Source organism: Sphingomonas bisphenolicum, from assembly GCF_024349785.1.
In the GTDB taxonomy this organism is placed as follows: domain Bacteria; phylum Pseudomonadota; class Alphaproteobacteria; order Sphingomonadales; family Sphingomonadaceae; genus Sphingobium; species Sphingobium bisphenolicum.
The window spans coordinates 229,731-252,265 of record NZ_AP018817.1; the positions used below are offsets into that span (position 1 = coordinate 229,731).

Annotated in this window: 18 protein-coding genes; 12 read left to right on the forward strand and 6 right to left on the reverse strand. The window is 65.5% G+C overall.

Annotated features, from left to right (window positions below):
• On the reverse strand, positions 1–474 hold the full coding sequence (locus SBA_RS01135; protein WP_261935606.1) for a group I truncated hemoglobin: 474 nt from the start codon (positions 472–474) through the stop codon (positions 1–3).
• A gap of 11 nt (positions 475–485) precedes the next feature.
• On the reverse strand, positions 486–1,355 hold the full coding sequence (locus SBA_RS01140; protein WP_224547955.1) for a DUF3034 family protein: 870 nt from the start codon (positions 1,353–1,355) through the stop codon (positions 486–488).
• 122 nt (positions 1,356–1,477) lie between these two features.
• Between SBA_RS01140 and SBA_RS01145 the strand changes: the two genes are divergently transcribed.
• The 7 genes from SBA_RS01145 (at position 1,478) to SBA_RS01175 (ending at position 12,538) form a co-directional block, all read left to right on the forward strand.
• Entirely contained in the window at positions 1,478–2,092 is a 615-nt protein-coding gene (locus SBA_RS01145) for a methylamine utilization protein (RefSeq protein WP_224547953.1), read from the forward strand.
• A complete protein-coding gene (locus tag SBA_RS01150) occupies positions 2,089–4,392 on the forward strand; it encodes a putative bifunctional diguanylate cyclase/phosphodiesterase (protein ID WP_261935607.1) in 2,304 nt (767 codons plus the stop codon). The genes SBA_RS01145 and SBA_RS01150 overlap by 4 nt, the downstream gene beginning before the upstream one ends.
• Positions 4,393–4,692: 300 nt before the next feature.
• The gene (locus SBA_RS01155) at positions 4,693–5,166 is read left to right on the forward strand and encodes a hypothetical protein (protein ID WP_224547949.1); all 474 of its coding nucleotides are present in this window, start codon (positions 4,693–4,695) and stop codon (positions 5,164–5,166) included.
• Between the two features lie 32 nt (positions 5,167–5,198).
• Positions 5,199–6,323: a hypothetical protein gene (locus SBA_RS01160; RefSeq protein ID WP_261935608.1), complete on the forward strand. Its 1,125-nt coding sequence runs from the start codon at positions 5,199–5,201 to the stop codon at positions 6,321–6,323.
• Between the two features lie 65 nt (positions 6,324–6,388).
• On the forward strand, positions 6,389–11,353 hold the full coding sequence (locus tag SBA_RS01165; protein WP_261935609.1) for a hypothetical protein: 4,965 nt from the start codon (positions 6,389–6,391) through the stop codon (positions 11,351–11,353).
• On the forward strand, positions 11,353–11,868 hold the full coding sequence (locus SBA_RS01170) for a hypothetical protein (RefSeq protein ID WP_224547944.1): 516 nt from the start codon (positions 11,353–11,355) through the stop codon (positions 11,866–11,868). Before SBA_RS01165 ends, SBA_RS01170 begins: the two co-directional genes overlap by 1 nt.
• A 19-nt stretch (positions 11,869–11,887) precedes the next feature.
• Positions 11,888–12,538, forward strand: a complete 651-nt coding sequence (locus tag SBA_RS01175; RefSeq protein WP_261935610.1) for a PilZ domain-containing protein — start codon at positions 11,888–11,890, stop codon at positions 12,536–12,538.
• A 6-nt stretch (positions 12,539–12,544) separates the two neighbouring features.
• On the opposite strand, the gene SBA_RS01180 is transcribed toward SBA_RS01175, so the two are convergent.
• Positions 12,545–13,036 (reverse strand): hypothetical protein, encoded by a 492-nt coding sequence (locus SBA_RS01180; protein ID WP_261935611.1) that lies wholly within the window; start codon positions 13,034–13,036, stop codon positions 12,545–12,547.
• 172 nt (positions 13,037–13,208) lie between these two features.
• Here SBA_RS01180 and SBA_RS01185 point away from each other — a divergent pair, with 172 nt between their 5' ends.
• The 3 genes from SBA_RS01185 to SBA_RS01195 are packed head-to-tail and all read left to right on the forward strand — an operon-like array spanning position 13,209 to position 16,758.
• Positions 13,209–13,865: a response regulator transcription factor gene (locus SBA_RS01185; protein ID WP_224547941.1), complete on the forward strand. Its 657-nt coding sequence runs from the start codon at positions 13,209–13,211 to the stop codon at positions 13,863–13,865.
• Positions 13,862–16,375 carry an ATP-binding protein gene (locus SBA_RS01190; RefSeq protein ID WP_261935612.1) on the forward strand — a complete coding sequence of 838 codons (2,514 nt, stop codon included), beginning with the start codon at positions 13,862–13,864 and terminating at the stop codon, positions 16,373–16,375. The genes SBA_RS01185 and SBA_RS01190 overlap by 4 nt, the downstream gene beginning before the upstream one ends.
• Positions 16,372–16,758, forward strand: a complete 387-nt coding sequence (locus SBA_RS01195) for a response regulator (RefSeq protein WP_261935613.1) — start codon at positions 16,372–16,374, stop codon at positions 16,756–16,758. The genes SBA_RS01190 and SBA_RS01195 overlap by 4 nt, the downstream gene beginning before the upstream one ends.
• Before the next feature lie 12 nt (positions 16,759–16,770).
• On the opposite strand, the gene SBA_RS01200 is transcribed toward SBA_RS01195, so the two are convergent.
• The 3 genes from SBA_RS01200 to SBA_RS01210 are packed head-to-tail and all read right to left on the reverse strand — an operon-like array spanning position 16,771 to position 20,549.
• Positions 16,771–18,795, reverse strand: a complete 2,025-nt coding sequence (locus SBA_RS01200) for a M3 family metallopeptidase (protein ID WP_261935614.1) — start codon at positions 18,793–18,795, stop codon at positions 16,771–16,773.
• Complete coding sequence (locus SBA_RS01205; protein WP_261935615.1) at positions 18,788–19,603, reverse strand: transglutaminase-like domain-containing protein; 816 nt, start codon at positions 19,601–19,603, stop codon at positions 18,788–18,790. The genes SBA_RS01200 and SBA_RS01205 overlap by 8 nt, the downstream gene beginning before the upstream one ends.
• 1 nt (position 19,604) lies before the next feature.
• Positions 19,605–20,549 carry a transglutaminase family protein gene (locus SBA_RS01210; RefSeq protein ID WP_261935616.1) on the reverse strand — a complete coding sequence of 315 codons (945 nt, stop codon included), beginning with the start codon at positions 20,547–20,549 and terminating at the stop codon, positions 19,605–19,607.
• Positions 20,550–20,563: 14 nt separating this feature from the next.
• Here SBA_RS01210 and SBA_RS01215 point away from each other — a divergent pair, with 14 nt between their 5' ends.
• Together SBA_RS01215 and SBA_RS01220 are read left to right on the forward strand one after the other, a co-directional pair.
• A complete protein-coding gene (locus SBA_RS01215) occupies positions 20,564–21,373 on the forward strand; it encodes an N-formylglutamate amidohydrolase (RefSeq protein ID WP_261935617.1) in 810 nt (269 codons plus the stop codon).
• 135 nt (positions 21,374–21,508) lie between these two features.
• On the forward strand, positions 21,509–22,534 hold the full coding sequence (locus SBA_RS01220) for an extracellular catalytic domain type 1 short-chain-length polyhydroxyalkanoate depolymerase (protein WP_224547932.1): 1,026 nt from the start codon (positions 21,509–21,511) through the stop codon (positions 22,532–22,534).
• Position 22,535 lies beyond the last annotated feature (1 nt).

Genomic DNA, 22,535 nt, shown 5'->3' on the forward strand with positions numbered 1-22,535 from the left:
CTATTGTCCTACCACATCATGGTGCATCGGGGCCAGTTTCGACAGGAAGCGGTTCTGCGCCTGAAAATCGATCTTCTCGTCGCGCATAGCCTGTTGCAGCAGTTCGACCAGGCGGTTCATATCCTTGCGCTGCACGCCCAGATCCTTGTGCGCACTGGCCATGTCGCGGCCGCTATAGGAACAGCCAGCGTTGAGGATGTAGCAGAATTGCTCGACCAGAGTCCGCTTCAGCCGGACCTTGTCATGGCTGACGAATATCTCACCGATGACCGGGTCGGCATAGGCCAGCGTGACCATATGGTCGACGACCCGGCCGATGCCATCCTGACCGTGAAAGGCTCTGGCCATCGCATCGCCCGTGAAGGGCGTCGCGCCGGCATTGGCGTTGCTGGCGACATAGGGATCGACGGTCGCCTCGCCGGGCATGGCATGGGGCGCTGCCTGAAGCAGGAGCAGGGAAAGGATCAGCGACATCTCAATAGTCCTTAAAAGGCGGCCTGGAGCGAGAGGAAGACGCCGCGCTGGCCCTTCACCGTCGCGATCGAACCCAGATCGGTATAGGCGACCGTCGCGGTCAGGTTGCGGCTGAGCGCCAGCGCGGCGAAGGCGTCGAACCAGTCATCCTCCCGCGCGATGCCCAGATTGTCGGGCTTGCTGCGAAACTCGCCGCCAATGGCCAGACCAGGCGACAATTGCCACGCAGCCGATCCTTCGAACTCCACGCCATAGTCGCCATTCTTGTCGCCGCCAAAGCCCAGCAGGCCCATCTGGTTCGCCTTGGTCAGGCGCGCCGTCGCCGACAGCAGGATGGAGCGGGAGAGAAACAGCCGACTGACCGTGGCATAATAATCCACGCCCTCGTCATGGCGCGCGCCGATCGCGCGCACGACGTCGCCCTGCCCGTTCTTCTTATACTGCACGCCGACCGCGATCGCCGGCAGCGAATCATAGACCAGATCGCCCGCCACGCGCAGTTTCGCGCCGACAATATCCTGCGAAAAGGCATAATCCTTGCCCAGTCCCAGCGCGGCGCCGATCTCGTTCGTGTTGAAATCCTGATGGGTGTAGCTCAGTTCCAGCCGGTCGCGAAAGCCGATGGCGACGCCGGCGCTCTGATAATCATAATCCTTGACCTCAACGATCGTGCCATGGGCGGACAGGCCGATGCCCTCGTCCGTCTCATTGCCGGCGATCACCGCCCAAGGGGTCAGGCCACCGCCAGCCGCGCCCTCCAACGAGCTGATGCCGTTGGTCAGCAGCAATTTACCGCCATTACGGAGCGGTTTGGCGGTGGCTTGCCCGGATGGCAGGGCAACCGCCAGGGCGGCGAGCGCGATGAAGGAATATCGGGTCATGCCATGCTGATAGCCCGCCATGGTTAATATTCGCTTTGGCCAACCGTGCGGTTTTTATGGCAAAAGATACGTCCGGTTCGCACTAAACATTTCTTCAACCTTAGCGATTAGGAGCAGGCATCATGTATTGCCTGCGCCTCGTCCCCCTCGCCCTGACCTGCATGGCCGCGCCTGCGCTGGCGGGCGATCTCAACCTCAAGCTGGTGGATGCGGCGGGGCGCCCGGTCGCCGACGCCGTCGTTACGGTGCGTCCAGCGGGCGGCATCCCGCCCGGCCCCATCCGCTTTCCCTGGCCTACCACCATGGTCCAGCAGAATATCGCCTTCGCCCCGCATGTGCTGGTGGTGCCGGTCGGGACCACGGTGCGCTTTCCCAACAAGGACAAGGTGCGCCATCACGTCTATTCCTTTTCCAAACCAGCCAAGTTCGAGATCAAGCTGTTCGGCCAGGATGAAACACGCAGCTACACTTTCACGTCGGTGGGGGCAGTCGCGCTGGGTTGCAACATCCACGACCAGATGAGCGGCTTCATCAAGGTCGTCGACACGCCCTTCGCGATCAAGAGCGATGCGGCCGGCACCGCGCACCTGGCCGGTATGGCGACCGGCACAGCGCAAGTGACGATCTGGCATCCGTTGCTCAAGGCGAAGGACAATGAAATCGTCGTCAACATCCCCATTCCGGGCAGCGGCGCGGCCAGCAAGACCGTCCCGCTAACGCTCCGCAACGCTCAATGAGCCACGCTCTCGCCCTCAAACGATTCTGGCGGCGCGCCGTCTGGCGCTTCCAGTCGACGCTGACCTTCCGCATGACGCTCTTTTATGGAGCGCTTTTCGTCGCGGTGTCGATGCTGTCGCTGTTCGGTACGCGCAAGGCGATCGAATCCTATGCCGAAAGCCAGATCCGCCGCGAAATGACGGTCGGCAGCGCCCTGTTCGACCGGATCGCCACAATGCAGTTCCATCAACTGGCGCAGGCCGGCAATGTCCTGGCCAGCGACTTCGGCTTTCGCGCGGCGGTCGGCACCAACGACGCGGCGACGATCGCCTCCGCATTGCAGAGCCTGCAGGGCCGGTTCAAAATCGACGACGCCATGTTCGTCGGCATCGATGGCACGATAGCGGGAGGTTCCGACGGGCTATCGGCCACGGAGCAGACGCAATTGTTCGACGCACTGGACGCCGGACGCGAACGCGGCATCGTGCGCTGGCGCGGCCAGAGTCATATGGTCGCCGCCGCGCCGGTGCGTGCGCCGATGTTGATGGGCTGGGTCGTGTTCGCGCGCAACATGGGGCCGGTCGATCTGCAACAACTCGCCAAGCTTTCTTCGATCGATTTGCATCCGCAACTCGTGCCGCTCACCGCCGCTGTGGCGCGGGGCACCGAGGTGCGGGAAATCGACCGCGGCGGCGAACGCATTCTCAGTTGGGGGCAACCGGTGCCTGCGCTGGTGGAGGCCGCGCCGCAACGACTGATACTGGAATATAGCCTGACCCGCGCGCTGCGGGGCTATGCGCCCATCCTCTGGGCGCTGTTCGGCTTCGGCGCGCTCGGCCTGCTGCTGGCGATCGCCGGCGCCTTTGCCGCCTCGCGCCGGCTGGCGCGGCCGATCATCGCGCTGGAAGCCGCCGCGCGCAAAGTCAGCGCCGGCGAACATGCCGAGGTGGTGGTCGAAACCCGCGATGAGATCGGTCGCCTCGCGCGCAGTTTCAACCGCATGGTCACTGCGGTCGAGGAGCGCGAGCGCCAGATCGCGCATATGGCCTTTCATGATTCGCTGACCGGCCTCGCCAACCGCACCCTGCTGCGCGAACAGATCGCGCTGGCGCTGCACCGCCATGGCGGGGTGGATTTCGCGCTGTTCTGCCTTGACCTCGACAATTTCAAGTCGGTCAACGACACGTTGGGCCATCCGACCGGCGACGCGCTGCTGTGCGAAGTCGCAACGCGCCTCGCCGAAACCTGCCCCCAGGGCTTCGTCGCCCGGCTGGGCGGCGACGAATTTGCGATCATCGTCCAGGATGGCAATGGCGCCGCCGACCAGACTGGCAGGGCCATCGTTCAGGCGCTGACCCGTCCCTTCACCGTCAACGGCCATCGCATCGTCACCGGCGGCAGCGTCGGCATCGCACTGGCGCCGCAGGACGGACAGGATGCGACGTCGCTGCTCAAGAACGCCGACCTTGCCCTCTACCGCGCCAAGCATGACGGCAAGGGCAGCCACCGATTCTTCGAAAACGCCATGGATGCCGAAGCGCAGGCGCGACGCGCGATGGAGGTCGACCTGCACGACGCGCTGCGCAAGGGCGAGCTGGAGCTGCATTTCCAGCCGCTCTTCGGCCTGTCCCAGAACCGCGTGACCGCGTTCGAGGCGCTGATGCGCTGGAACCATCCGGTGCGCGGCATGGTGTCGCCGATCGACTTCATTCCACTGGCGGAAGAAACCGGTCTGATCATCCCGATCGGCGAATGGGCGCTGCATGAAGCCTGCCGGATCGCCACCAGCTGGGGCGACGACATCCGCGTCGCGGTGAATGTGTCCCCGGTCCAGTTCCGCAGTTCGACACTCAACAGCATCGTGTTCCAGGCGCTAGCGCGGTCCGGCCTGGAGCCGCAGCGGCTGGAACTGGAGATCACCGAAAGCCTGTTCATCGACAATGTGGAGGCGACGCTTGCCTCGCTGCACTCCCTCAAAGTCCTGGGCGTGCGAGTGGCACTCGACGATTTCGGGACCGGCTATTCCTCGCTCAGCTATCTGCGCAGCTTTCCCTTCGACAAGCTCAAGATCGATCGCAGCTTCATCGTCGACCTGCTCGCCAATGAAGGCGCCACCGCCATCATCCGCGCCATCACGACGCTGGCGGACGCGCTGGGCATCGAGACGACGGCCGAGGGCGTGGAAAGCAGCGAGCAGCTCGACATATTGCGATCCGAAGGCTGCAACCAGATCCAGGGCTATCTGTTCAGCCGGCCGATCCCCGCGGGCGAGGTTCCCGCGCTGCTGATGAAGCTGTCGGGCGATCGCATGGCGGCCTGAACCAGCCCCGTTCCAGAAGCATATAAAGCCAGCCTGGCGCTTGCCGACTGACTCGTCGCGCTGTTGTAAAAGCGCTGTTTCCATGCCGCTGAAGGCCCGCCGGGTCGAACTATCCTCCCTCGCAAGGGCCTTCCTCGCAAGGGCCTTGCGCGCCCGGCGCGCGCCGATCCATATTCCGCTACGAATTGCGTGCGATCGTTAGACGATGGTCGAACTTCGGATCGTTGCGGACCGAACGGTAAAACTTCATTAGCCGCGAAATCATCCAAGGGAACCAGTGCCTCAACAAGGACTGGAACCATGGCCCGAACATTGATCACCGCTCTTCTCGCCGCCGCGGCCGTCGTCACCCCGGCAGCCGCTTCCCAGGGACCGTTGCAGGTCGCCTCCAAGATTTTCGTCGAACAGCGCGCGCTGGACAAGGCCGGCGCGGTCAGTACCTCGCTGGCGCCTGCCACGCGTGCCGTGCCGGGCGACCATGTCGTCTTCGTGCTCGCCTATCGCAACACCGGCGCGCAGCCGCTGTCCGACATCGTCCTCGACAACCCCGTGCCCGGCGCGATCACCTATCGCGCGCCCGGGGCCGGATCGGCCGCGCCGGAACTGTCGGTCGACGGCAAGACCTATGGCGCGCTCGCCCAGTTGCGCGTGCCCACGGCCAGCGGCGGCAGCCGCGCGGCCACATCCAATGATGTCCGCCACATCCGCTGGCGCATCGCGACCGTGCCTGCCGGAGGACAGGGCCAGCTCGCCTTCAAGGCCGTCCTCAAATGACCCCCGCTGCTCGAACCACAGGAAACCACAAGATGATCTCTCGCTCCCTGCGGCTGATGCTGCTGAGCGGCGCCGCAATCGCCGCTACCGGCACCGCCCACGCCCAGTCCGCCTCAACCGCTACCACCGCTGGCACGGAAGTCGCCAACACCGCAACCGTGACCTATACCGTCAACGGCGCGTCGCAGACCACCACCTCCAATACCGCCAAGTTCGTGGTCGACCGCAAGGTGGACTTCACGGTCATCACCGACCAGACCGGCGCCACCCAGGTCAATCTCAGCCAGCAGGCCGCCGTCACCAAGTTCAAGGTGACCAACCACACCAACGGCATCCAGGATTTCTGGCTCGATCCGGACCAGACCACCCTGTCGGTCGGCATCCTGACCGGCACCGACGATTTCGACATCTCGAGCATGAAGGTCTATGTCGACAGCAATAACAACGGCGTGTACGACGTCGATGTCGATACCCAGACCTATATCGACGAACTGGCGCCCGAAGCCTCGGTCGCCGTGTTCATCGTCGGCAATATCCCCGCGACCGTGGGCATCCACGAAGCGCAGGTGTCGCTGCATGTGATCGCTGCCGCCGGCGGCACTTCGGGAACGAAGGGCGCCCTGCTCGTCGCGACCGACCTAAATCTGGGCAATGCCGACAATGTCGTCGATATCGTGTTCGCCGACGACGACAGCGACGGTACGCTCAACCTGGGCGACGTCGCCCGCAACGGCCAGGGCCGTGCCTATGCCGCCTATGTCATCGGCACCCAGAATGTCGCGCTGACGGTCACCAAGTCGGCCCTCATCCTGTCCGATGGCGTCAACACCCTCAATCCCAAGGCGCTGCCCGGCGCGACGGTGCAATATTGCCTGCTCGTCCATAATGGCACCGCGCTAACCGGGGCGAACGGCGTGGCGCTGACCGACATCGTGCCGTCGAACACGACCTATGTGCCGGGTTCGATCAGCGTCGGCCTGCCGGGCGGTACCTGCGTGCTGGCCGGCACGACCGAGGATGACGATGCCGACGACGCAGCGGAAACCGATGGATACACCGCCAATTACAATAGCGGTACGCAGACCGTCACGGCCAATGTCGGCACCGTCGCAGGCCTGGGTTCGGTGGCCGTCGCCTTCAAGGTGACGATCAACTAACCACCGGAAAAGCAAAGGACAACTGGGCGGCGCGCGCTTTACCCGCGCGCGCCGGCAGGACCCCTATGGCCAAAATTCGCGCCCTTGCCAACCTGATCGCCGCCCTGAGCGGCGTGGCCGCCGCGACCCCCGTCGCGACGCAGGGGCAGACGCGCGTCACCAATACCGCGACCGCGACCTGGCAGGCGCCGACCGGCCCGGTCAGCATCGATTCCAACACGGTGACCTTCGACGTCGAAGCGCGCGGCAAGCGCCCGACCCGGTTGAGCTTTCGCCTGCTCCCGGTCGGCTACAGCTTGCAAGGCACGCGATGCGAAACGTCGCCCTCCATCGTCTTCACCCCCGCCCCGATCGACGCTGCCGACCTTGCGCGCGCGCCGGTGGCCGAATCCATCGACACCCATGTCCCCTTGATTCTGGTGCTGGACAATCCGGGCGGCAATCATGATCCCAATCTACGCGAAACCTCCTGGATCAACGTCCACACCCAATATCTGACCAGCACCATTCCCATGATGGAGACAGGTCCCGATACCGGCGTCTTCGCCGGCGGCGTGCCGCAGGGCAATGACGGCTCCGCCTCCCCCTGCGACCCGACGCTGGATCGCGGCGCGCAATTGACGCTCAGCTTCACCGAGGATGCCTATAGCTACGGATCGACCAGTTCGATCCTGATCGATCCCACCGGCTATGTCTTCGATTCCGAAACCGGCGCGCTGGTCGATGGCGCGACGGTGACGCTGCTGGGCGAGGACGGCCAGCCCGCCAAGGTGTTCGGCGACGACGGCGTCAGCGCCTACCCCTCCACCGTCGTCAGCGGGGGCAGCACCACCGATGCCAGCGGTCGCCTCTATGATTTTCCCCAGGGCAATTACCGTTTTCCGCTCACCGCACCGGGCCGTTATCATCTGCAAGTCACGCCGCCGGCTCATTATGTCGCGCCCTCGACCCGCAGTCGCGCCGATCTGGAGGCGCTGCGCGGCCCGATGAACCATCCCTTCATACTGAACGAGGCGTCGTTCGGCGGCGTCTTCGCCCTTAGCGATCCGGAACCCTTCATCGCCGACATCCCCCTCGATCGCGTCGGCGATACCCATTTGCTGCTCACAAAGACCGCCTCGGTCCGCGAAGCCTCGCCCGGCGATTTCGTCCAATATCTGGTCCGCGTAGACAACCGCTCGGACGACGACGCCAGCGGCATCCATCTGACCGACATCCTGCCGCCCGGCCTGCGTTACGAGCGCGGATCGACCCGAGGGGCGGACGAACCCGTGGTCGCGACAGACGGCCGAACGCTGGACTTCACCATCCCGGCCTTGCCCGCCGGTAAGACGCTGGAAGTGCGCTATATCGTCTCCGTCGCGCCCGGCGCACCGCGCGGCGAGGCGCTCAACCGCGTGCTCGCCTCCGGCTCTGCCGGCGCCACCAGTAACGAGGCGGCCGCCTCCGTCCGCATCGGTGCGCTGCTTTTCACCGACGGCTTCACTGTCGTCGGCCGCGTCACCGAGGGCGACTGCAACGCCCCGGCCAAGGGGCGCAAGGGCGTTGCCGGCATTCGCCTGCTGATGGAGGATGGCAGTTTCGTCGTCACCGACAAGGACGGCCTCTATCATTTCGAAGCCGTACGGCCCGGTCGCCACGTCGTCCAGCTCGACGGCGCCAGCCTGCCCGCCAGTCACGCGCCGCTGCTGTGCGACGCCGACACGCGCAACGGCGGCAGCGCAACGTCGCGCTTCGTCGAGAGCGCAGGCGGCCTGCTCCAGCGCGTCGATTTCCAGCTGCGCTTGACCGGCCTCGCCGCTGCCGCCGTCGCCGACGCCCTACCCGCCGCGCCCGACGCCGCGCAGGCCGCAGGCGACCGGGAATGGTTCGACGGGCAGGATGCCGGCATCGCCCTGCTGTTCCCGATGCAGGGCTATAATCCCCGCTCCCCGTCCACCCGCGTCGTCATCAAACATCATGCCGGGCAAAAGGTCGCGTTACGCCTCAACGGCGGGCTGGTCGATGCGCTGGCCTATGATGCCACCGATACGGACGGCGACATCGCCATCGCCAAATGGTCCGGCCTCGGCCTCGATCCCGGCGACAACGCGCTGGAAGCCACCGTGATGAATGCGGACGGCAGCATAGCCCAGACGCTGCACGGCACCGTCCATTATGCCGGGGCCGCCGCCAACGCCATCGTCGCGCCGGACGCCAGCAAGCTCGCAGCCGACGGCCTGACCAACCCGGTCCTCGCCTTCCGCCTGACCGATCGAAGCGGCCGCCCGGTGCGCGACGGCACGACCGTTCCCGTCACGGTGGACCAGCCCTATGCTATCGCGGTCGACACCACCGTCCCTGCCAGCCGCCGCGCCAGCGGCACCGCGCTGGTGATCGGCGACGAAGGCATCGCCTATCTCGCGCTGCAACCCACCACCCAGGCCGGCGCCTTGCGGGCGACCGTGACCCTGACCGACGACAAGCAACAGCGCGCCATCGAACTGCGCGCGCGCCTGACGGCGGTGGCGCGCGACTGGACCGTGGTCGGCTTCGGGTCGGGTACGATCGGCTTCCACACGCTGCGCCGGCGCTCGTCCGCCCTGCCTGCCTCCAGCCGCAACAGCCTGGTCACCGACGGGCAGTTGGCGCTCTATGCCAAGGGCCGGATCAAGGGCAGCTGGCTGATGACCATCGCCTATGACAGCGACCGCAAATATGACCGCTCGCGCGGCCTGCTGGGCCAGATCGACCCGGATCGCTACTACACCGTCTATGGCGACGCCACCCGCCAGGGCCATGACGCCGCGACCGCGCGCAAACTCTATCTGCGGCTGGAGCGCAAGGATTTCAGTGCCCTGTTCGGCGATTTCGAAACCGGCATGACCCAGACCCAGTTGACCCGCTACAGCCGGACCCTCAACGGCATGAAGGCGGATTATGCCGACGATCGCCTCAGCTTCAGCGCCTTCGCCGCCAACAGCGACGACCTGCACGCCCGCGACGAAATCCAGGGCAATGGCCTGACCGGCCCCTATCGCCTGTCGGGCCGTGACATCGTTCCCAACAGCGACAAGCTGAGCATCGAAACACGCGACCGGCTGCGCCCCGAGCGCATCCTGTCCTCGACCCCGCTCACCCGCCATATCGACTATGATATCGACGCGACTATCGGCACCATCCGCTTCCGCGAGCCGGTGCTGGGCCGCGACGCCGCCAACAATCCGGTCTTCATCCTCGTCGACTATGAAACCTACGGCAAGGGCAAGAAGCTGACCGCAGGCGGCCGCGCCGCGATGAAGTTCGCCAAGGGCAAGGCCGAGGTCGGCGTGTCGGCGATCAAGGACAACAGCCATGGCGACGGCCTGCTGCTGGGCGCGGACGTCAGTGCGCGAATCAGCGACACGACCCAGTTGCGCGCCGAAATGGCCGCCGGCAGCCGCGACGGCCTGACCGACGGCCGCGCCTGGCTGGCGGAAGTCGAACATCACAGCAAGAAGGCCGATGTGCTGGCTTATGCACGACAGCAGGACGACGCGTTTGGCCTCGGCCAGCAGAATCTGGTCGAGGCGGGCACGCGCCGCATCGGCTTCGACGGCCGCGTGCAACTGGCCGACAAATGGGCGCTTACGGCCTCCTCCTGGTATCAGGACCAGCTGATCGGTGCCGGCAGCCGCTTCGCTGGCGAATCGCGCATCGAATATCGGCGCGACCATGGCACGATCTTCGCCGGCGCGCAGTTCGCGCTGGATCACGGCATCGACGGCAAGGATCGCGACTCCCGCCTGCTGACGCTGGGCGGCACCCAGATATTGATGGGCGGCAAGCTGACCCTTACCGGCCAGACCCAGTTCGCGCCGGGCGGCGACCGCGACAGCGTCGATTTCCCCGCCCGCCACCAGTTGATCGCGGCTTGGCGCGTCAAGCCGGGCATCCGCCTGATCGGTGGCTATGAAGTGGCGCAGGGCGAGGACTACACGACCCATACCGCGCAAATCGGCTTCGACGTCCAGCCCTGGACCGGCGCCAAGGTCACCACCGCCATCAACAACCAGACGTCAGGGGAGAATGGCGGGCGCGTCTATGCCAATTACGGTCTGGTTCAGTCGCTGCCGATCGGCGATCGCTGGACGATCGACGCGACCTTCGACGCCAGCACGACCGTCAGCGGCAAGATTCCGGCCGGCGGCGTCGTTCAGCCGTTCCAGACCAGCGGATCGGGCAGCGTTGGCGGCGGCGCGCTGGGCAGCATCTATGGCAATGACGGCGATTATGCCGCGGTGACGCTGGGCGCCAATTACCGCGCTGACCTCTGGTCCTGGAACGGCCGGGTCGAATATCGCAAGTCCGGCCAGAATAAGCGCTTCAATATCACCAGCAACGTCGTCCGCGCGCTGGGCGAGGGCAAGACGCTTGCCGGCACCGTCCGCTACGCCACGCTGAGCCAGGTCAGCGGCGCGCAGGCGAAGAGCCTGGCGACCTCGGTCGCGCTCGCCTGGCGACCGCTCGACAGCCGCTGGTCGCTGTTGGAGCGGCTGGAACTGCGCAAGGAAAGCGCGGATGCGGGCGTGGGCGGGGGCAACGTGCTGGGCGTACCGGCCGGCAGCGGCATCGGCCAGCGCACCCTGCGCCTTATTAACAACCTTGCCGTCAACTATCGCGCCGGCGCAGAAGGCGGGCGCCACAATGTCGAGGCGACCGTCTATTATGGCGCCAAATGGGTCAGCGGCAGCTATGGCGCGGACGACTATACCGGCTATATCGACGTCACCGGCGTCGACCTGAGGATGGACCTGGGCAAGCGTTTCGACATCGGCGTGCAAGCGTCGGCGCAGCACGCCTGGAGCCGCGGTGCGGTGGCGTTCAGCGGCGGACCGTCGGCCGGCGTATCCCCTGCGCCCAATGTCTGGATCAGCGCCGGATATAATATCGCGGGTTATCGCGACCGCGATTTCGAGGATGACCGCTACACCCGTCGCGGCCCCTATGTGACGATGCGCATGAAATTCGACCGCAACGCCATCGCCGGCCTGCTCGGGAAGGGCCGCTGATGCGCCGGTTCACCTTCCTCCTGCTTGCGGCGCTGTCCACACCCGCCCTGGCCGATCCGATCACGGCGACCAAGTCGGTGAGCGTCGTGTCCGATCCCATGGGCAACCTGATCCCGCGCGCCATCCCCGGCGCGGTGGTCGACTACAGCGCGACCCTCGCCAACCCGCTCGCCAACCTGGGCAAGACAGTGCGGGGCGTCGCGTTCGAGGACCAGTTGCCCGCCAATGTAATCCTGCGCGTCAGCGATCTGGGGACCAGCGGCAGCGGCCCGGTGGTCTTCACCAACGGCGCGATCGTGCTGGGCGTGGGCGACAGCGGCCTGACCTACACGTTCAGCGGCCTTGGCAGCACAACCGACGGTATCGAATTCAGCAACGGGGCGAATTGGGCCTACACGCCCATCCCGGATGCCGACGGCTATGACTCCAATGTCCGCGCCATCCGTATCAAGCCAATCACCACATTCAAGGCGGGCGGATCATTTACCGTCCGCTTCCGCGTCAAGCTGCGTTAGCCAAAGGGGGAAGTCAGACATGTCCTACGGAATGGAACAGGCGGCGATGATGCCGATGGCCGCTCCTTCGATCGCCGGACCATCGGCTGTCGCGATGGAACGGCGGCGGGACACCCGCGCGGCGACGGTCTTTACCATCGGCAAGATTTCGTTCGATGGTCGCAGCCTGCCCTGCATGGTGCGAGACCTGTCGGAAGGGGGAATGCGCATCCAGTTGCCCGCCCCGCCGCCGCCCGGCGCCCGCGTCCTGATCGAAATGCGCGGTCTCGACCCCCGCCTTGCCTGCATCCGCTGGGCGGTGGGGCATGAAGCCGGCCTCAGTTTCGACCTGCGCTGCTGCCCGGCGGATATTTTCGCGGCCCGCGCCAGCCGGTCGGGACGGATTGCGCGCCAGCCGCGCTTCCCGTTGCGCCGCGACGCGCCATTGTTGATCGACGATATGCCGATCGCCGCCACGATCGAAAATATTTCTGTCGGCGGCGCGCGGCTTGTCCTGTCCGAACCGCTGGCGAACGGCCGGCAAGGCGTGCTGGGCCTGACACTTGGCGACCGGCACGGAGTCGCCGGAACCATCTGCTGGACGCGCGACGACCACTGCGGCTTCCGCTTTGTTCAGCCGATCAGCAGCGTCGCGCTGGCCGTCATGCTGGATGGCGCCGGATTGGATTGAGTCCGCTCAACCGGTCGCCGCCAGCCAGCGATCAATCGCGATCAAGGCGGTCCGGCTGTCGCGCAATGCCGCCGCTCGCCCGCCCGTTCCCAGATCGACCGCCTGCCAGCTCCCGCTCGCGACGGTGAAGCCCAATGTGCCTGTCAGTCCTGCGATGCGGTGGGCGCTATGACCCTCCGCTCCCTCGATAGCCCTTTCCAGTTCCGCGCGAAGGCCCTCCACCACAGGCAGCAGGCCGTCGCGGCCGAACATCGTCGCCATGCGCGCCAGACTGGCCGTATCCGGCGGCAGCCACTGACTGAAAATGGCGGTAAGGCGTTCAACGCCCTGATCCGGATCGACCACCAGATCGACCGGAAAAGACGGCGTCCTCCCGCCATCCATCACCGCTGCCACAATATGATCGCGCCGCAGCGACGCAACCTCGCCCATTCCGTCCACAACGATCATGCTGGCCGCCGCGACAGCGTCGCCATCGTCGCATGATGCTTCCAACACCTCCCATCCGGCAAGGCGCATTGCGGCGCCAACATGCGCATAGGTTAACGAGGCGGCAACACTGATGACAGCCAAAGTGTTTTGCGATCCGTCCATAGACGCATTACATCCTGTTGCGTCCTTTCCCGTGACTAGCCCATTTTCTACAAATGGATAACAATAAGGCTGGAGGATGGTGGAGACCGTAACCGGAGGCCGCGTATTGATCGCGGACGACCACCCGTTGATCCGTGAGGGTCTGGCGCTCGCCGCGCGCGCGGTGATGCCTGGCGTCACGGTCGATACCGCCGGCACGATCGGCGAAACCCTGGCGACCTTGAAGCGCCACGCCAAATATCGCCTGATCCTGCTCGACTTCGTCCTGCCCGACGCGCGCGGCTTTTCCGGCTTCCTGCAGGTGCAGCATGAAGCCGGCCGGACGCCCATCGCGATGATCTCCGCGCATGAGAATGCGACGCTGGTCGAAAGCGCCCGCGCGTTGGGCGCCGCGGGCTTCCTGTACAAGACCCGGCCGTTCGATGACCTGGCGCGCGACATAAAGAAGCTGGCGGAGGGGCAGACCAGCTTCCCCGCGGTGGATATCGACGCCAATCCGGCAGACCTGCGCGATCGCATCGCGACCCTGTCCGGCGCACAGCTCCGGGTGTTGATCGCCCTTTCGGACGGGCGTCTCAACAAACAGATCGCCGCCGATCTCGCCGTATCGGAGGCGACGGTGAAAGCCCATCTGACGGCGATCTTCCGCAAGCTTGATGTCGGCAACCGCGCGCAGGCGCTGCTCGCGGTGCAGCCGCTGTTGGGAGACGTGGCGGCGGCCCGCCCAACATGAACGGCGCGCCCCCCGAGCCGCCCAGCGCGTCACCCTTCGTGCTGGCGGCGCTGGTCGTTCCGCTGGTGCTGGCGGCGCTGCTTTTCTGGCTGGGCGGGGAATATGGCCGCTGGAACGGCCTGCGCGTGAATGCCGACCAATCATTCCAGCGGCGCGTCCTCCTGATCGACATATTGTCCGAACTGCGCGCCGCAGAATCCAGCCAGCGCGGTTATATTATCACCAACGACCCGGAATTCCGCGCCCGCTACGGCGAGTGGCATGGCGAAATCCAGCGCAGCTTCGAAAAGGCCGACGCGCTCTACCGCGAAGCGCCTTCGCACCAGACCAGCTTCGACGGCCTGCGCCGGATCGCCCGGACCAAGGTAGCCGAGATGGACACGGTGTTGCGAATATATGCGAACAGCGGGCCGGAAGCGGCGCGCCGACGTGTGGCGGAAGGCGAAGGCAAGCGACTGATGAACCGGCTACAGCAGCAACTGGATCGCGTCATCCGCGAAGAACAGGGGATCGGTGAAACGCGCGTCGCCGACTATCGCAGCCGCACCGAAACATTGCAGCGGGTCATGTGGATACTCGTCGCACTCAGCAGCCTGTCGCTGGCGATCGCGCTGCTCGGCCTGTGGCGCCAGCGGGTGTCGCAATATATTGTCGAACTGCGCGGGTTCGAGGCGGCGCGGCGCAACGAAACCATCCTCGACAGCACGATCGACCCCATCATCATCGTCAATCCCAGCGGCAGCATCGAAACCATCAACCAGGCGGCGACGAAAATGCTGGGCTATGAGGCGACCAGCCTCGCGCGCCGCGATTTCGACCTGATTTCCGACATTGCGCCTGGCGTCGGCAGCTTCCTCGACCGCATCGGTCTTGTCGATGGCGAACTACGCACACCCTATTGGACCGATCGGCAGGTTCGGCACCAAAGCGGCCGCCTGCTGCCTGTCGATATCGCCTTGGGCGTCATGTCGCTGCCCGACGGCAACCATATCGTCGTGTCACTGCGCGACATTGTCGAACGCAAGCGGGTCGAGCGGTTGAAGGACGACCTGATCTCCACCGTAAGCCATGAACTGCGCACGCCGCTGACATCGATCGTCGGCGCGCTGGCGCTCCTCCGGCTGGATGTCGGCAATCGGCTCGACCCGGAATCAGCAGGCCTCGTCACCATCGCCGAAAATAATGCGCAGCGTCTGATCCGCCTCATCAACGACATGCTCGACATCGATCGCATCGATTCGGGCAAACTGCGCATGACGTTGGCCCCGATCGACCTGCATCATGTCGTGATGCGCGCGTGCGACGACAATGGCGGCCTGGTCCGGTCCGCCGGCGCGTTGCTCGACCGCACCATGGCGGACGAAACCCTGATGGTTCAAGGCGACGAGGAACGGCTGTTGCAGGTCATCACCAACCTCCTGTCCAATGCCGTCAAGATATCCTCAGAAGGCCATCATATCGCCGTCGGACTCACGCGCAGCGCCGACGGGCGTCGCGCCACCGTCTTTGTCGATGATGACGGCCCCGGCATCCCCGAGGAATTTCGCGGGCGCATCTTCGGCCGGTTCGAGCGCGCCGCAAATGACGAAGGCGCGCCGGGTACGGGGCTGGGGCTGGCCATCGCGCGCGAGATCGTCACGCAGCATGGCGGAGAATTGTGGTTCGAGGACCGGCCCGGCGGCGGAACCCGCTTCGCCTTTTCGCTGCCGGTCATGCTGCCGGTCGCCCTGCCGCGCGAACGCCCCCATGGCGAAACCCATGTGCTCATCTGCGAGAGCAATCCCGCCGTCGCACGGTTGCTTCAGTCGCAATTGTCGGAGGAAGGCTATGCCTGCCGCGTCGTCACCGACGCCCGCGCAGCGCGCGCGGCGATCGTCGCCGATGGCTTCAGCCTTCTATTGCTCGACATGGCGCTCGACGATGCCGACGCCTTTCATTTTGCGCGCGAAATGCGCCGGCTGGAAGGACCGGAAAAACTGTCGATCCTCATGGTATCCGCTACGGGCGGCGATGCGTCGACACCCTTGTCGCTGGACCTGATCGACTGGATCGACAAGCCGATCGATCCCGGCCGGCTCAAGGCGGCGATCACGGCATCCTTCCGCCATTCGGGCATCAAACGGCCGACGGTTCTTCATCTCGACGACGACCAGGACACACTTGAAATCACCGCCGCAGCGCTCAAAGGCATCGCCTACATCCTCAAGGCCACGACCCTTGCAGAAGCGCGCGCCCTGCTTCGTGTGGAAACGCCTAATCTGGCGATCCTGGACGTCCATCTGGAAGAAGGCCTCGGCCTTGACCTGTTACCCGATCTGGTGGACGACCAAGGGGTCGCCATCCCGACCATCATCTATTCCGCGCATGATGTCGATATAGAGATCGCCGGCCAGATCGACGCGGTGCTGGTCAAATCGCGCACGTCGCTGCCCGATCTCAAGGCGACGGTGCGACGGGTCGTGGCGACCCGTCACGGCCGGGCAGAAGGCGGGGAGGAAGAAGGCGCATGAGCGAAGCCGACCGTTTGCGCATCCTTTATGTCGATGACGACAAGGACATCCGCCACATCGTCAAACTGTCGCTCGCCCTCGACCCCTTGATCGAATTGCGGCTGTGCGCCGATGGCGCCGAAGCGCTGGAGGTCGCCGCGACCGGTGCATGGCGATCCGACCTTGTCATGCTCGACGTGATGATGCCCCGCATGGATGGCCCCACGCTGATGGTTGCGCTGCGCGAGCTGGCAGGCTTTGCGGACATACCCTTCGTCTTCGTTACCGCCCGCGCCCGCGAAGCGGACGTGCAGAGCTATCATGCAGCGGGCGCCAGGGGCGTGATCCTGAAACCGTTCAATCCGCTGACCTTGGCCGGCAGCGTCCGCACGCTGGTCGGCTGAACCGCGGCGGCGTCAGGCATCGACCAAATGGCGCGCGCGCATCAAGGCGCTCGGGTCGGGCGCGCGGCCTAGAAAAGCCCTGAACGATTCCATCGGATCGCGACTGTCCCCCGCCGCCAATATCTCCGCCCGGAAGCGGGCGGCGAGCGCAGGATCGAAAATGTCGCCTGTCGCCAGAAACGCTTCGAACGCGTCGGCATCCAGCGCCTCTGACCAGGCATAGCTATAATAGGCGCTGGCATAGCCGCCGTCGAAGATGTGGGTGAAATAGGGAACGCGATGCCGAAGCCCGATTTCCGGCGGCATACCCAGCCGCTCCAGTTCCGCCGCGACAAAAGCGCGCGGATTGGCGGCCGCACCCACCGACCGGTGCATGGCCAGGTCGACCAGCGCACAGCCGATCAGTTCCACCGTGGCGAAACCCTGGCCATAGGCCTCGGCCTGGCGGATCGCATCGATCAGCGCGTCGGGTACGCCGAAGCCCGACAGCACGTCCCGGCTGACGATCCAGTTTTCCATGAACTTGCTGGGAAATTCCACGAAATCCCGCGCGACCGCCGTCCCGGACTGGCTGGGATAGGTGACGCGCGACAGCAGGCCGTGCAGCGCATGGCCGAACTCGTGGAACAGGGTGCGTGCCTCGTCGATCGACAGCCGCGTGGCGGCGGTGTCAGGCGGTGGCGCGGCGGCGAAATTGGCCACCAGATAGACGACCGGACGCACGTCGCCGTCCATCGCCTCCTGCACGCGCAGGCTGCCCATCCAGGCGCCGCCATGCTTTTCCGGCCGCGCCAGATAGTCGGTGAAGAGCAGGCCGACCGGCGCACCGGTCGCGTCGCCGACTTCCCACGCCCAGACATCGGGATGATAGCCGGCGATATCGGCCCGGCGCGTGAAGGTCAGGCCATAGAGACGCGCGGCGCTGTCGAACGCCGCCTGCCGCACAGCGTCCAGCCGCAGATGTTCAGCCACCGCCCCGCCGTCCAGCGCATAGCGATCGCGGCGCACCTTTTCGGCATAGAAGCGCCAGTCCCAGGGCGCGAGCGCGAAGCCGCCGCCGTCCGCATCGATCAGCGCCTGTAATTCGGCCGCTTCTTCGGCGGCGCGACGCTTGCCCGGCTCCCACAACTGGGCGAGCAGGTCGGCGGCGGCGGCGGGATCATGCGCCATACTGTCTTCCAGCGCATAATGGGCATGGTCAGCGTAACCCAGCAGTGCCGCCCGCTCCTGCCGAAGCGCCAGCGTCTCCGCGATCACCAGCCAATTGTCATGCGCCCCGCCATCGCAGCGATCGGTAAAGGCCCGCCACAGCGCCTCGCGGAGATCGCGTCGCGCCGAAAAAGTCAGGAAACTCTCGTAATCGGTACGGTCGAGCGTCACATGATAGCGCCCCACCTGCCCCTTGGCCGCGGCGCGCCCGGCGGCCGCATCGCACAGACCCGACGGCAGACCCGCAAGATCGTCCGGGCCAAGGTCCAGAACCCAGTCGGCGGTCGCGGCCAGCACATGATGACCGAACTGCACCGCCAACGCCGACAATCGCGCGTCGATCGCGGCAAACCGGTCCTTCTGCAACGGGGTCAGCGCCGCCCCACCGCGCCGGAAGCCGGCATGACTGCTTTCCACCAGCCTTATCTGTGCGGGTGTCAATCCAGCATCGTGCCGTGCGGCATGGACCGTGGCGACTTTCGCGGCGAGTATGGCATTATGGCTGATCGCCGTTCCATGCGCGCTCAGCATCGCCGAAACCTGCCCCTCGATCGCACGGATAGCAGGCGTCCCCTGCGCCGAGGACAAGGTCCAGAAAAGCCGGCGCACCCGCGCCAGCGGCTCGCCCGACCGCTCCAGCGCAGCGACCACCGTGTCGAATGTCGCAGGCGCATCATCTCCTGCGATCGCGGAAATCTCGTCCCGGTGCAAAGCCATCGCGGTCTCGAACGCGGGCAGGAAATCCTCGTCCCGCACCTTGTCGAACGGCGGCGCGCCCAGCGGCCCGTCCCAGGATTGCAGCAGGGGATTGGCATGTGGATCAGTCAATGGATTGGACCTCGTCGGTATGGACTTCGAACCGCACCAGATTCGCCGGACCAAAGGCGGTGGTCAAGGCGACATCAGTGGCGTCGCGCCCGCGCGCCATCAAGATGCGGCCGATCCGCGGTCTGTTGTGGCGGGCGTCATGGGTATACCATTCGCCGTCGATATAGACGTCGAACCAGGCGCTGAAATCCATCGGCGCGTCCACCGGCGGAATGCCGATATCGCCTAGATAACCCGTGCAGTAGCGCGCCGGGATGTTCATGCAGCGGCAAAGGGTGACGGCGAGATGGGCGAAATCGCGGCACACGCCCTGCCGTTCCTGATAGGCGTTCCAGGCAGTTTTGTCCGGCCGCGCATGATGATAACCGAACTCGATATGGTTGTGGACGAAATCCACGATGGCATCCACCCGCGCCCGCGCCGATCCATAATGCGCAAAATTCGCCCAGGCGACCGCCATCAGCCTATCCGTCTCACAATAGCGGCTGCCCAGCAGGAAGGGCATGACCGCATCGGGCAGATCCTCGACCGCCATCTGTGGCCCGTCGGGCGCTTGCGCATCAGGCAATCCGCTATCCTCGATCACGAAGTCGCAGGACAGGGTAACGCCACCTGCGGGGATGGTCAGGCGGGTCGCGACGTTCCCGAACCCGTCCTCGAAATGATAGAGCGGGATGTCGGGAGCCGCCATCAGCCTCTGCGGCGTGCGCAGGTCGTGATGGCGCGATGGATGCAGGCTCAGCATCGCCATCATCGCGGTCCTGTTGTCGGTCTCGAATCTTATGTCATATCCGCATCGGATCAGCATCTTAAGGTGACTTTCCTGAAGCGCCGATGGCTCGGCTATTGATGGCCCCATGGTCTGACACGGGGAATTTGCGGGGATCGGCGCGCCGTACATCGACGGTGACGTCCATCCCCAGGAAGCTGGCCGGCAGGCCGAACCATGTGCCCGACAATGGCAGCGCCTGATAAGGATCGCGCGCGACAGCGACGCGGATCAGCCCACGATTGCCGATGATGCCGTTCGTCGGATCGAATTCGACCCAGCCCGATCCGGGAAGGAAAATGCGCACCCAGGCATGGGTATTGCCGCCGCCCACGACATCTTCTGCGCGCGACGGGTTGTACACATAGCCCGACACGAAGCGCGCGGCGAAACCCAGCGCCCGCACCGCCTCGATCATCAGCACGGCGAAGTCGCGGCAAGTGCCCTGTCGCTTGCGCAACGTCTCGATCGGCGACTGGGTGCCCTTCTCGTGGCGCGGGACATAGGTAAAGTCGCATTGAATGCCGGTCGCCATCCGGGTCAGCAGGTCGACCGTGGCGGTATCGCCATGATTGCTGACGAAGGCGCGCGCCCAATTGTCGACGATCCGTTCAGGATCATGATATTGCCGCTCGATCGACCGCAGCAGATCGGGCATGTCTTCCGAGGCGTAAGTGAAGGGGAAGAGCCGGGCGTAAGGTTCCACATCCACCTGTCTTTGCGCCAGTGGCGCATGTTCCAGCGTCGCTTCGCTCGTCACGACCAGATGCGACGCCCGCCGCTTGAACGAAGCGATCGCCACCGAATTGCCGAACACATCATGCAGCCAGCGCAGTTCGCTCGGCTCGGGGTCGATGTCGAGCCGGGCGGATAGCAGCCGCTGGTCAAACGCCTCGCGCGGGCGCATCATGATGCGATGTTCACCCAGCGACACCGGCTGCTGATAGCGATAGCAGGCCACATGATGGATCGTCAGCAACGGCATGGGGAGAAATCCTGATGGCCGGGCACACGACGGAGGGGTTGCTGGGGGCGGACGATCCGGTGCCGGTCGGCCTGTTTAACGCAGCAGGCTCCTCGCCGTTCCTGCTGATCGGTGACCATGCAGGGTCGGCGGTGCCGGACGCGCTCGGCGATCTTGGTCTTACCGCTGCGGATCGCGGCAGGCACATCGCCATCGATATCGGCGTCTACGGCCTTGGCCATGCCCTTGCCGCACTGCTGGATGCACCTTTCCTGCATCAATTATATTCACGCCTCGTCATCGACTGCAATCGCGACCCGGCCCAGCCAGAGGCTATCCCGGCCTTGTCGGACGGTAGCCAGATTGCCGGCAATGCAGGGCTGGATGCCGCCGCCCGCGCCGCCCGCATTGCAGCGATCCACGAACCCTATCAGGCCGCGATCACCGCCACGATCGCCGAGCGTCAGGCGGCTGGACGCGCCACCATCCTGCTCTCGCTGCACAGTTTCACCCCGGTCATGGACGGCATCGCCCGCCCCTGGGACGTCGGCGTGCTGCTTTGGCTGGGCCGCACCGATTTCGCCCGGGCGATGCTGGATGCGCTGCGCGCCGACGCCGCGCTCACCGTCGGCGACAACCAGCCCTATCAGATGGACGCCACCGACCACACCGTCCCGCGCCATGCATTCCCCCACCAGCTTCCCTATGCCGAAATAGAGGTGCGCCAGGATCTGATCGGCGACGCTGTGGGCCAGCATCTCTGGGCGCAACGGCTGGCGCAGGCCGCGCAAAGCGGCGCCGCCCGGATAGGCTATGGATCGAATGCCGCTGCCGGGGGATTATAGCCCCGCACGGATCGGCACAGCCGACGGTGCCATCCATCACAAAAACAGCAGCAAGAGGGAGCAAGACATCACGATGCCGAACCCCATGTCATGCCGACAGCACGCCGACCGGCATGGTGCGGCCGCGGAGCGCCCGTGAAGAACCCTTTCCCGACCGTGCTCAAGGCAGCCCGCATGGCGCGCAAGGGTCGTCCGCTGTCCGCCGCCTTGTTGTGGCAACGCGCGCTGATGCCTACGCTGCCAAAGCCGCCGCGGGTGACCAAAGGCAAAAGCGCGGCCAAAAAGGTCGATCGCGTCGTGCGGCCCGCACCCGGCAGCTTCATCGAAAGCGATTATAGCTGCGCGCAGGGGTCGCTCCGCTATCGCCTCTACACGCCAGTCGGCTCCACGCGCCGCCGCCTGCCGCTGATCGTCATGCTGCACGGCTGCACCCAGTCGGCCGCCGATTTCGCGACCGGCACGGCGATGAACCGACTGGGCGACGAACTGGGCTTCCTCGTCCTCTATCCCGAACAATCGCCGCGCGCCAACCCCAATCGTTGCTGGAACTGGCACAGCCCGTCGCACCAGAAGCGCGGCAGCGGCGAGGCTGCCGTCATCGCCGGCATGACCCGCCATATCCTGGACCGGTGCAGAGGCCATGCCGGGCGCGTCTATATTGCGGGCATATCCGCCGGCGGAGCAGCGGCCGCGATCATTGCTGCCGCCTATCCCCAGCTCTATGTCGCGGTCGGCGTCCACTCGGGCGTGCCGATGGGCGCGATCGGCTCGGTCGGCGAAGCGTTGGCGGCGATGCGAGGGCAGGCCGTTCCACCCATCGGCAAGACCACGCCGCCGCTGCCCATGATCCTGTTCCACGGCGACAGCGACCGGGTGGTCCACCCATCCAACGCCAGCGGCTTCGTCAGCCAGTTGCAGCGGTCGAGCACGCGGGCGCTCAGCGTCCAGTCGGAAGCGGGCGTCGCACCGGGCGGACGGGCCTTCACCCGCAGCTTCTATCGCTACGGTCGCGGGCCGGTCATGCTGGAGGAATGGACGGTGCATGGCAGCGGCCATGCCTGGTCAGGCGGCTACGCAGGCGGCAGCCACACCGACCCCAAAGGCCCGGACGCATCGCGAGCGATGGCGACCTTCTTCCTCGCCCGCCGCCGCTCCCTTTGAT

Excerpts from the sequence above, each read along its gene's own strand:
- SBA_RS01215 (WP_261935617.1), top strand. The coding sequence starts at position 20,564 with ATGGCCGGGCACACGACGGAGGGGTTGCTGGGGGCGGACGATCCGGTG.
- SBA_RS01190 (WP_261935612.1), top strand. The coding sequence starts at position 13,862 with ATGAACGGCGCGCCCCCCGAGCCGCCCAGCGCGTCACCCTTCGTGCTG.
- SBA_RS01155 (WP_224547949.1), top strand. The coding sequence starts at position 4,693 with ATGGCCCGAACATTGATCACCGCTCTTCTCGCCGCCGCGGCCGTCGTC.
- SBA_RS01135 (WP_261935606.1), bottom strand. The coding sequence starts at position 474 with ATGTCGCTGATCCTTTCCCTGCTCCTGCTTCAGGCAGCGCCCCATGCC.
- SBA_RS01160 (WP_261935608.1), top strand. The coding sequence starts at position 5,199 with ATGATCTCTCGCTCCCTGCGGCTGATGCTGCTGAGCGGCGCCGCAATC.
- SBA_RS01175 (WP_261935610.1), top strand. The coding sequence starts at position 11,888 with ATGTCCTACGGAATGGAACAGGCGGCGATGATGCCGATGGCCGCTCCT.
- SBA_RS01205 (WP_261935615.1), bottom strand. The coding sequence starts at position 19,603 with ATGCTGATCCGATGCGGATATGACATAAGATTCGAGACCGACAACAGG.
- SBA_RS01195 (WP_261935613.1), top strand. The coding sequence starts at position 16,372 with ATGAGCGAAGCCGACCGTTTGCGCATCCTTTATGTCGATGACGACAAG.
- SBA_RS01165 (WP_261935609.1), top strand. The coding sequence starts at position 6,389 with ATGGCCAAAATTCGCGCCCTTGCCAACCTGATCGCCGCCCTGAGCGGC.
- SBA_RS01145 (WP_224547953.1), top strand. The coding sequence starts at position 1,478 with ATGTATTGCCTGCGCCTCGTCCCCCTCGCCCTGACCTGCATGGCCGCG.
- SBA_RS01170 (WP_224547944.1), top strand. The coding sequence starts at position 11,353 with ATGCGCCGGTTCACCTTCCTCCTGCTTGCGGCGCTGTCCACACCCGCC.
- SBA_RS01140 (WP_224547955.1), bottom strand. The coding sequence starts at position 1,355 with ATGACCCGATATTCCTTCATCGCGCTCGCCGCCCTGGCGGTTGCCCTG.
- SBA_RS01210 (WP_261935616.1), bottom strand. The coding sequence starts at position 20,549 with ATGCCGTTGCTGACGATCCATCATGTGGCCTGCTATCGCTATCAGCAG.
- SBA_RS01185 (WP_224547941.1), top strand. The coding sequence starts at position 13,209 with ATGGTGGAGACCGTAACCGGAGGCCGCGTATTGATCGCGGACGACCAC.
- SBA_RS01150 (WP_261935607.1), top strand. The coding sequence starts at position 2,089 with ATGAGCCACGCTCTCGCCCTCAAACGATTCTGGCGGCGCGCCGTCTGG.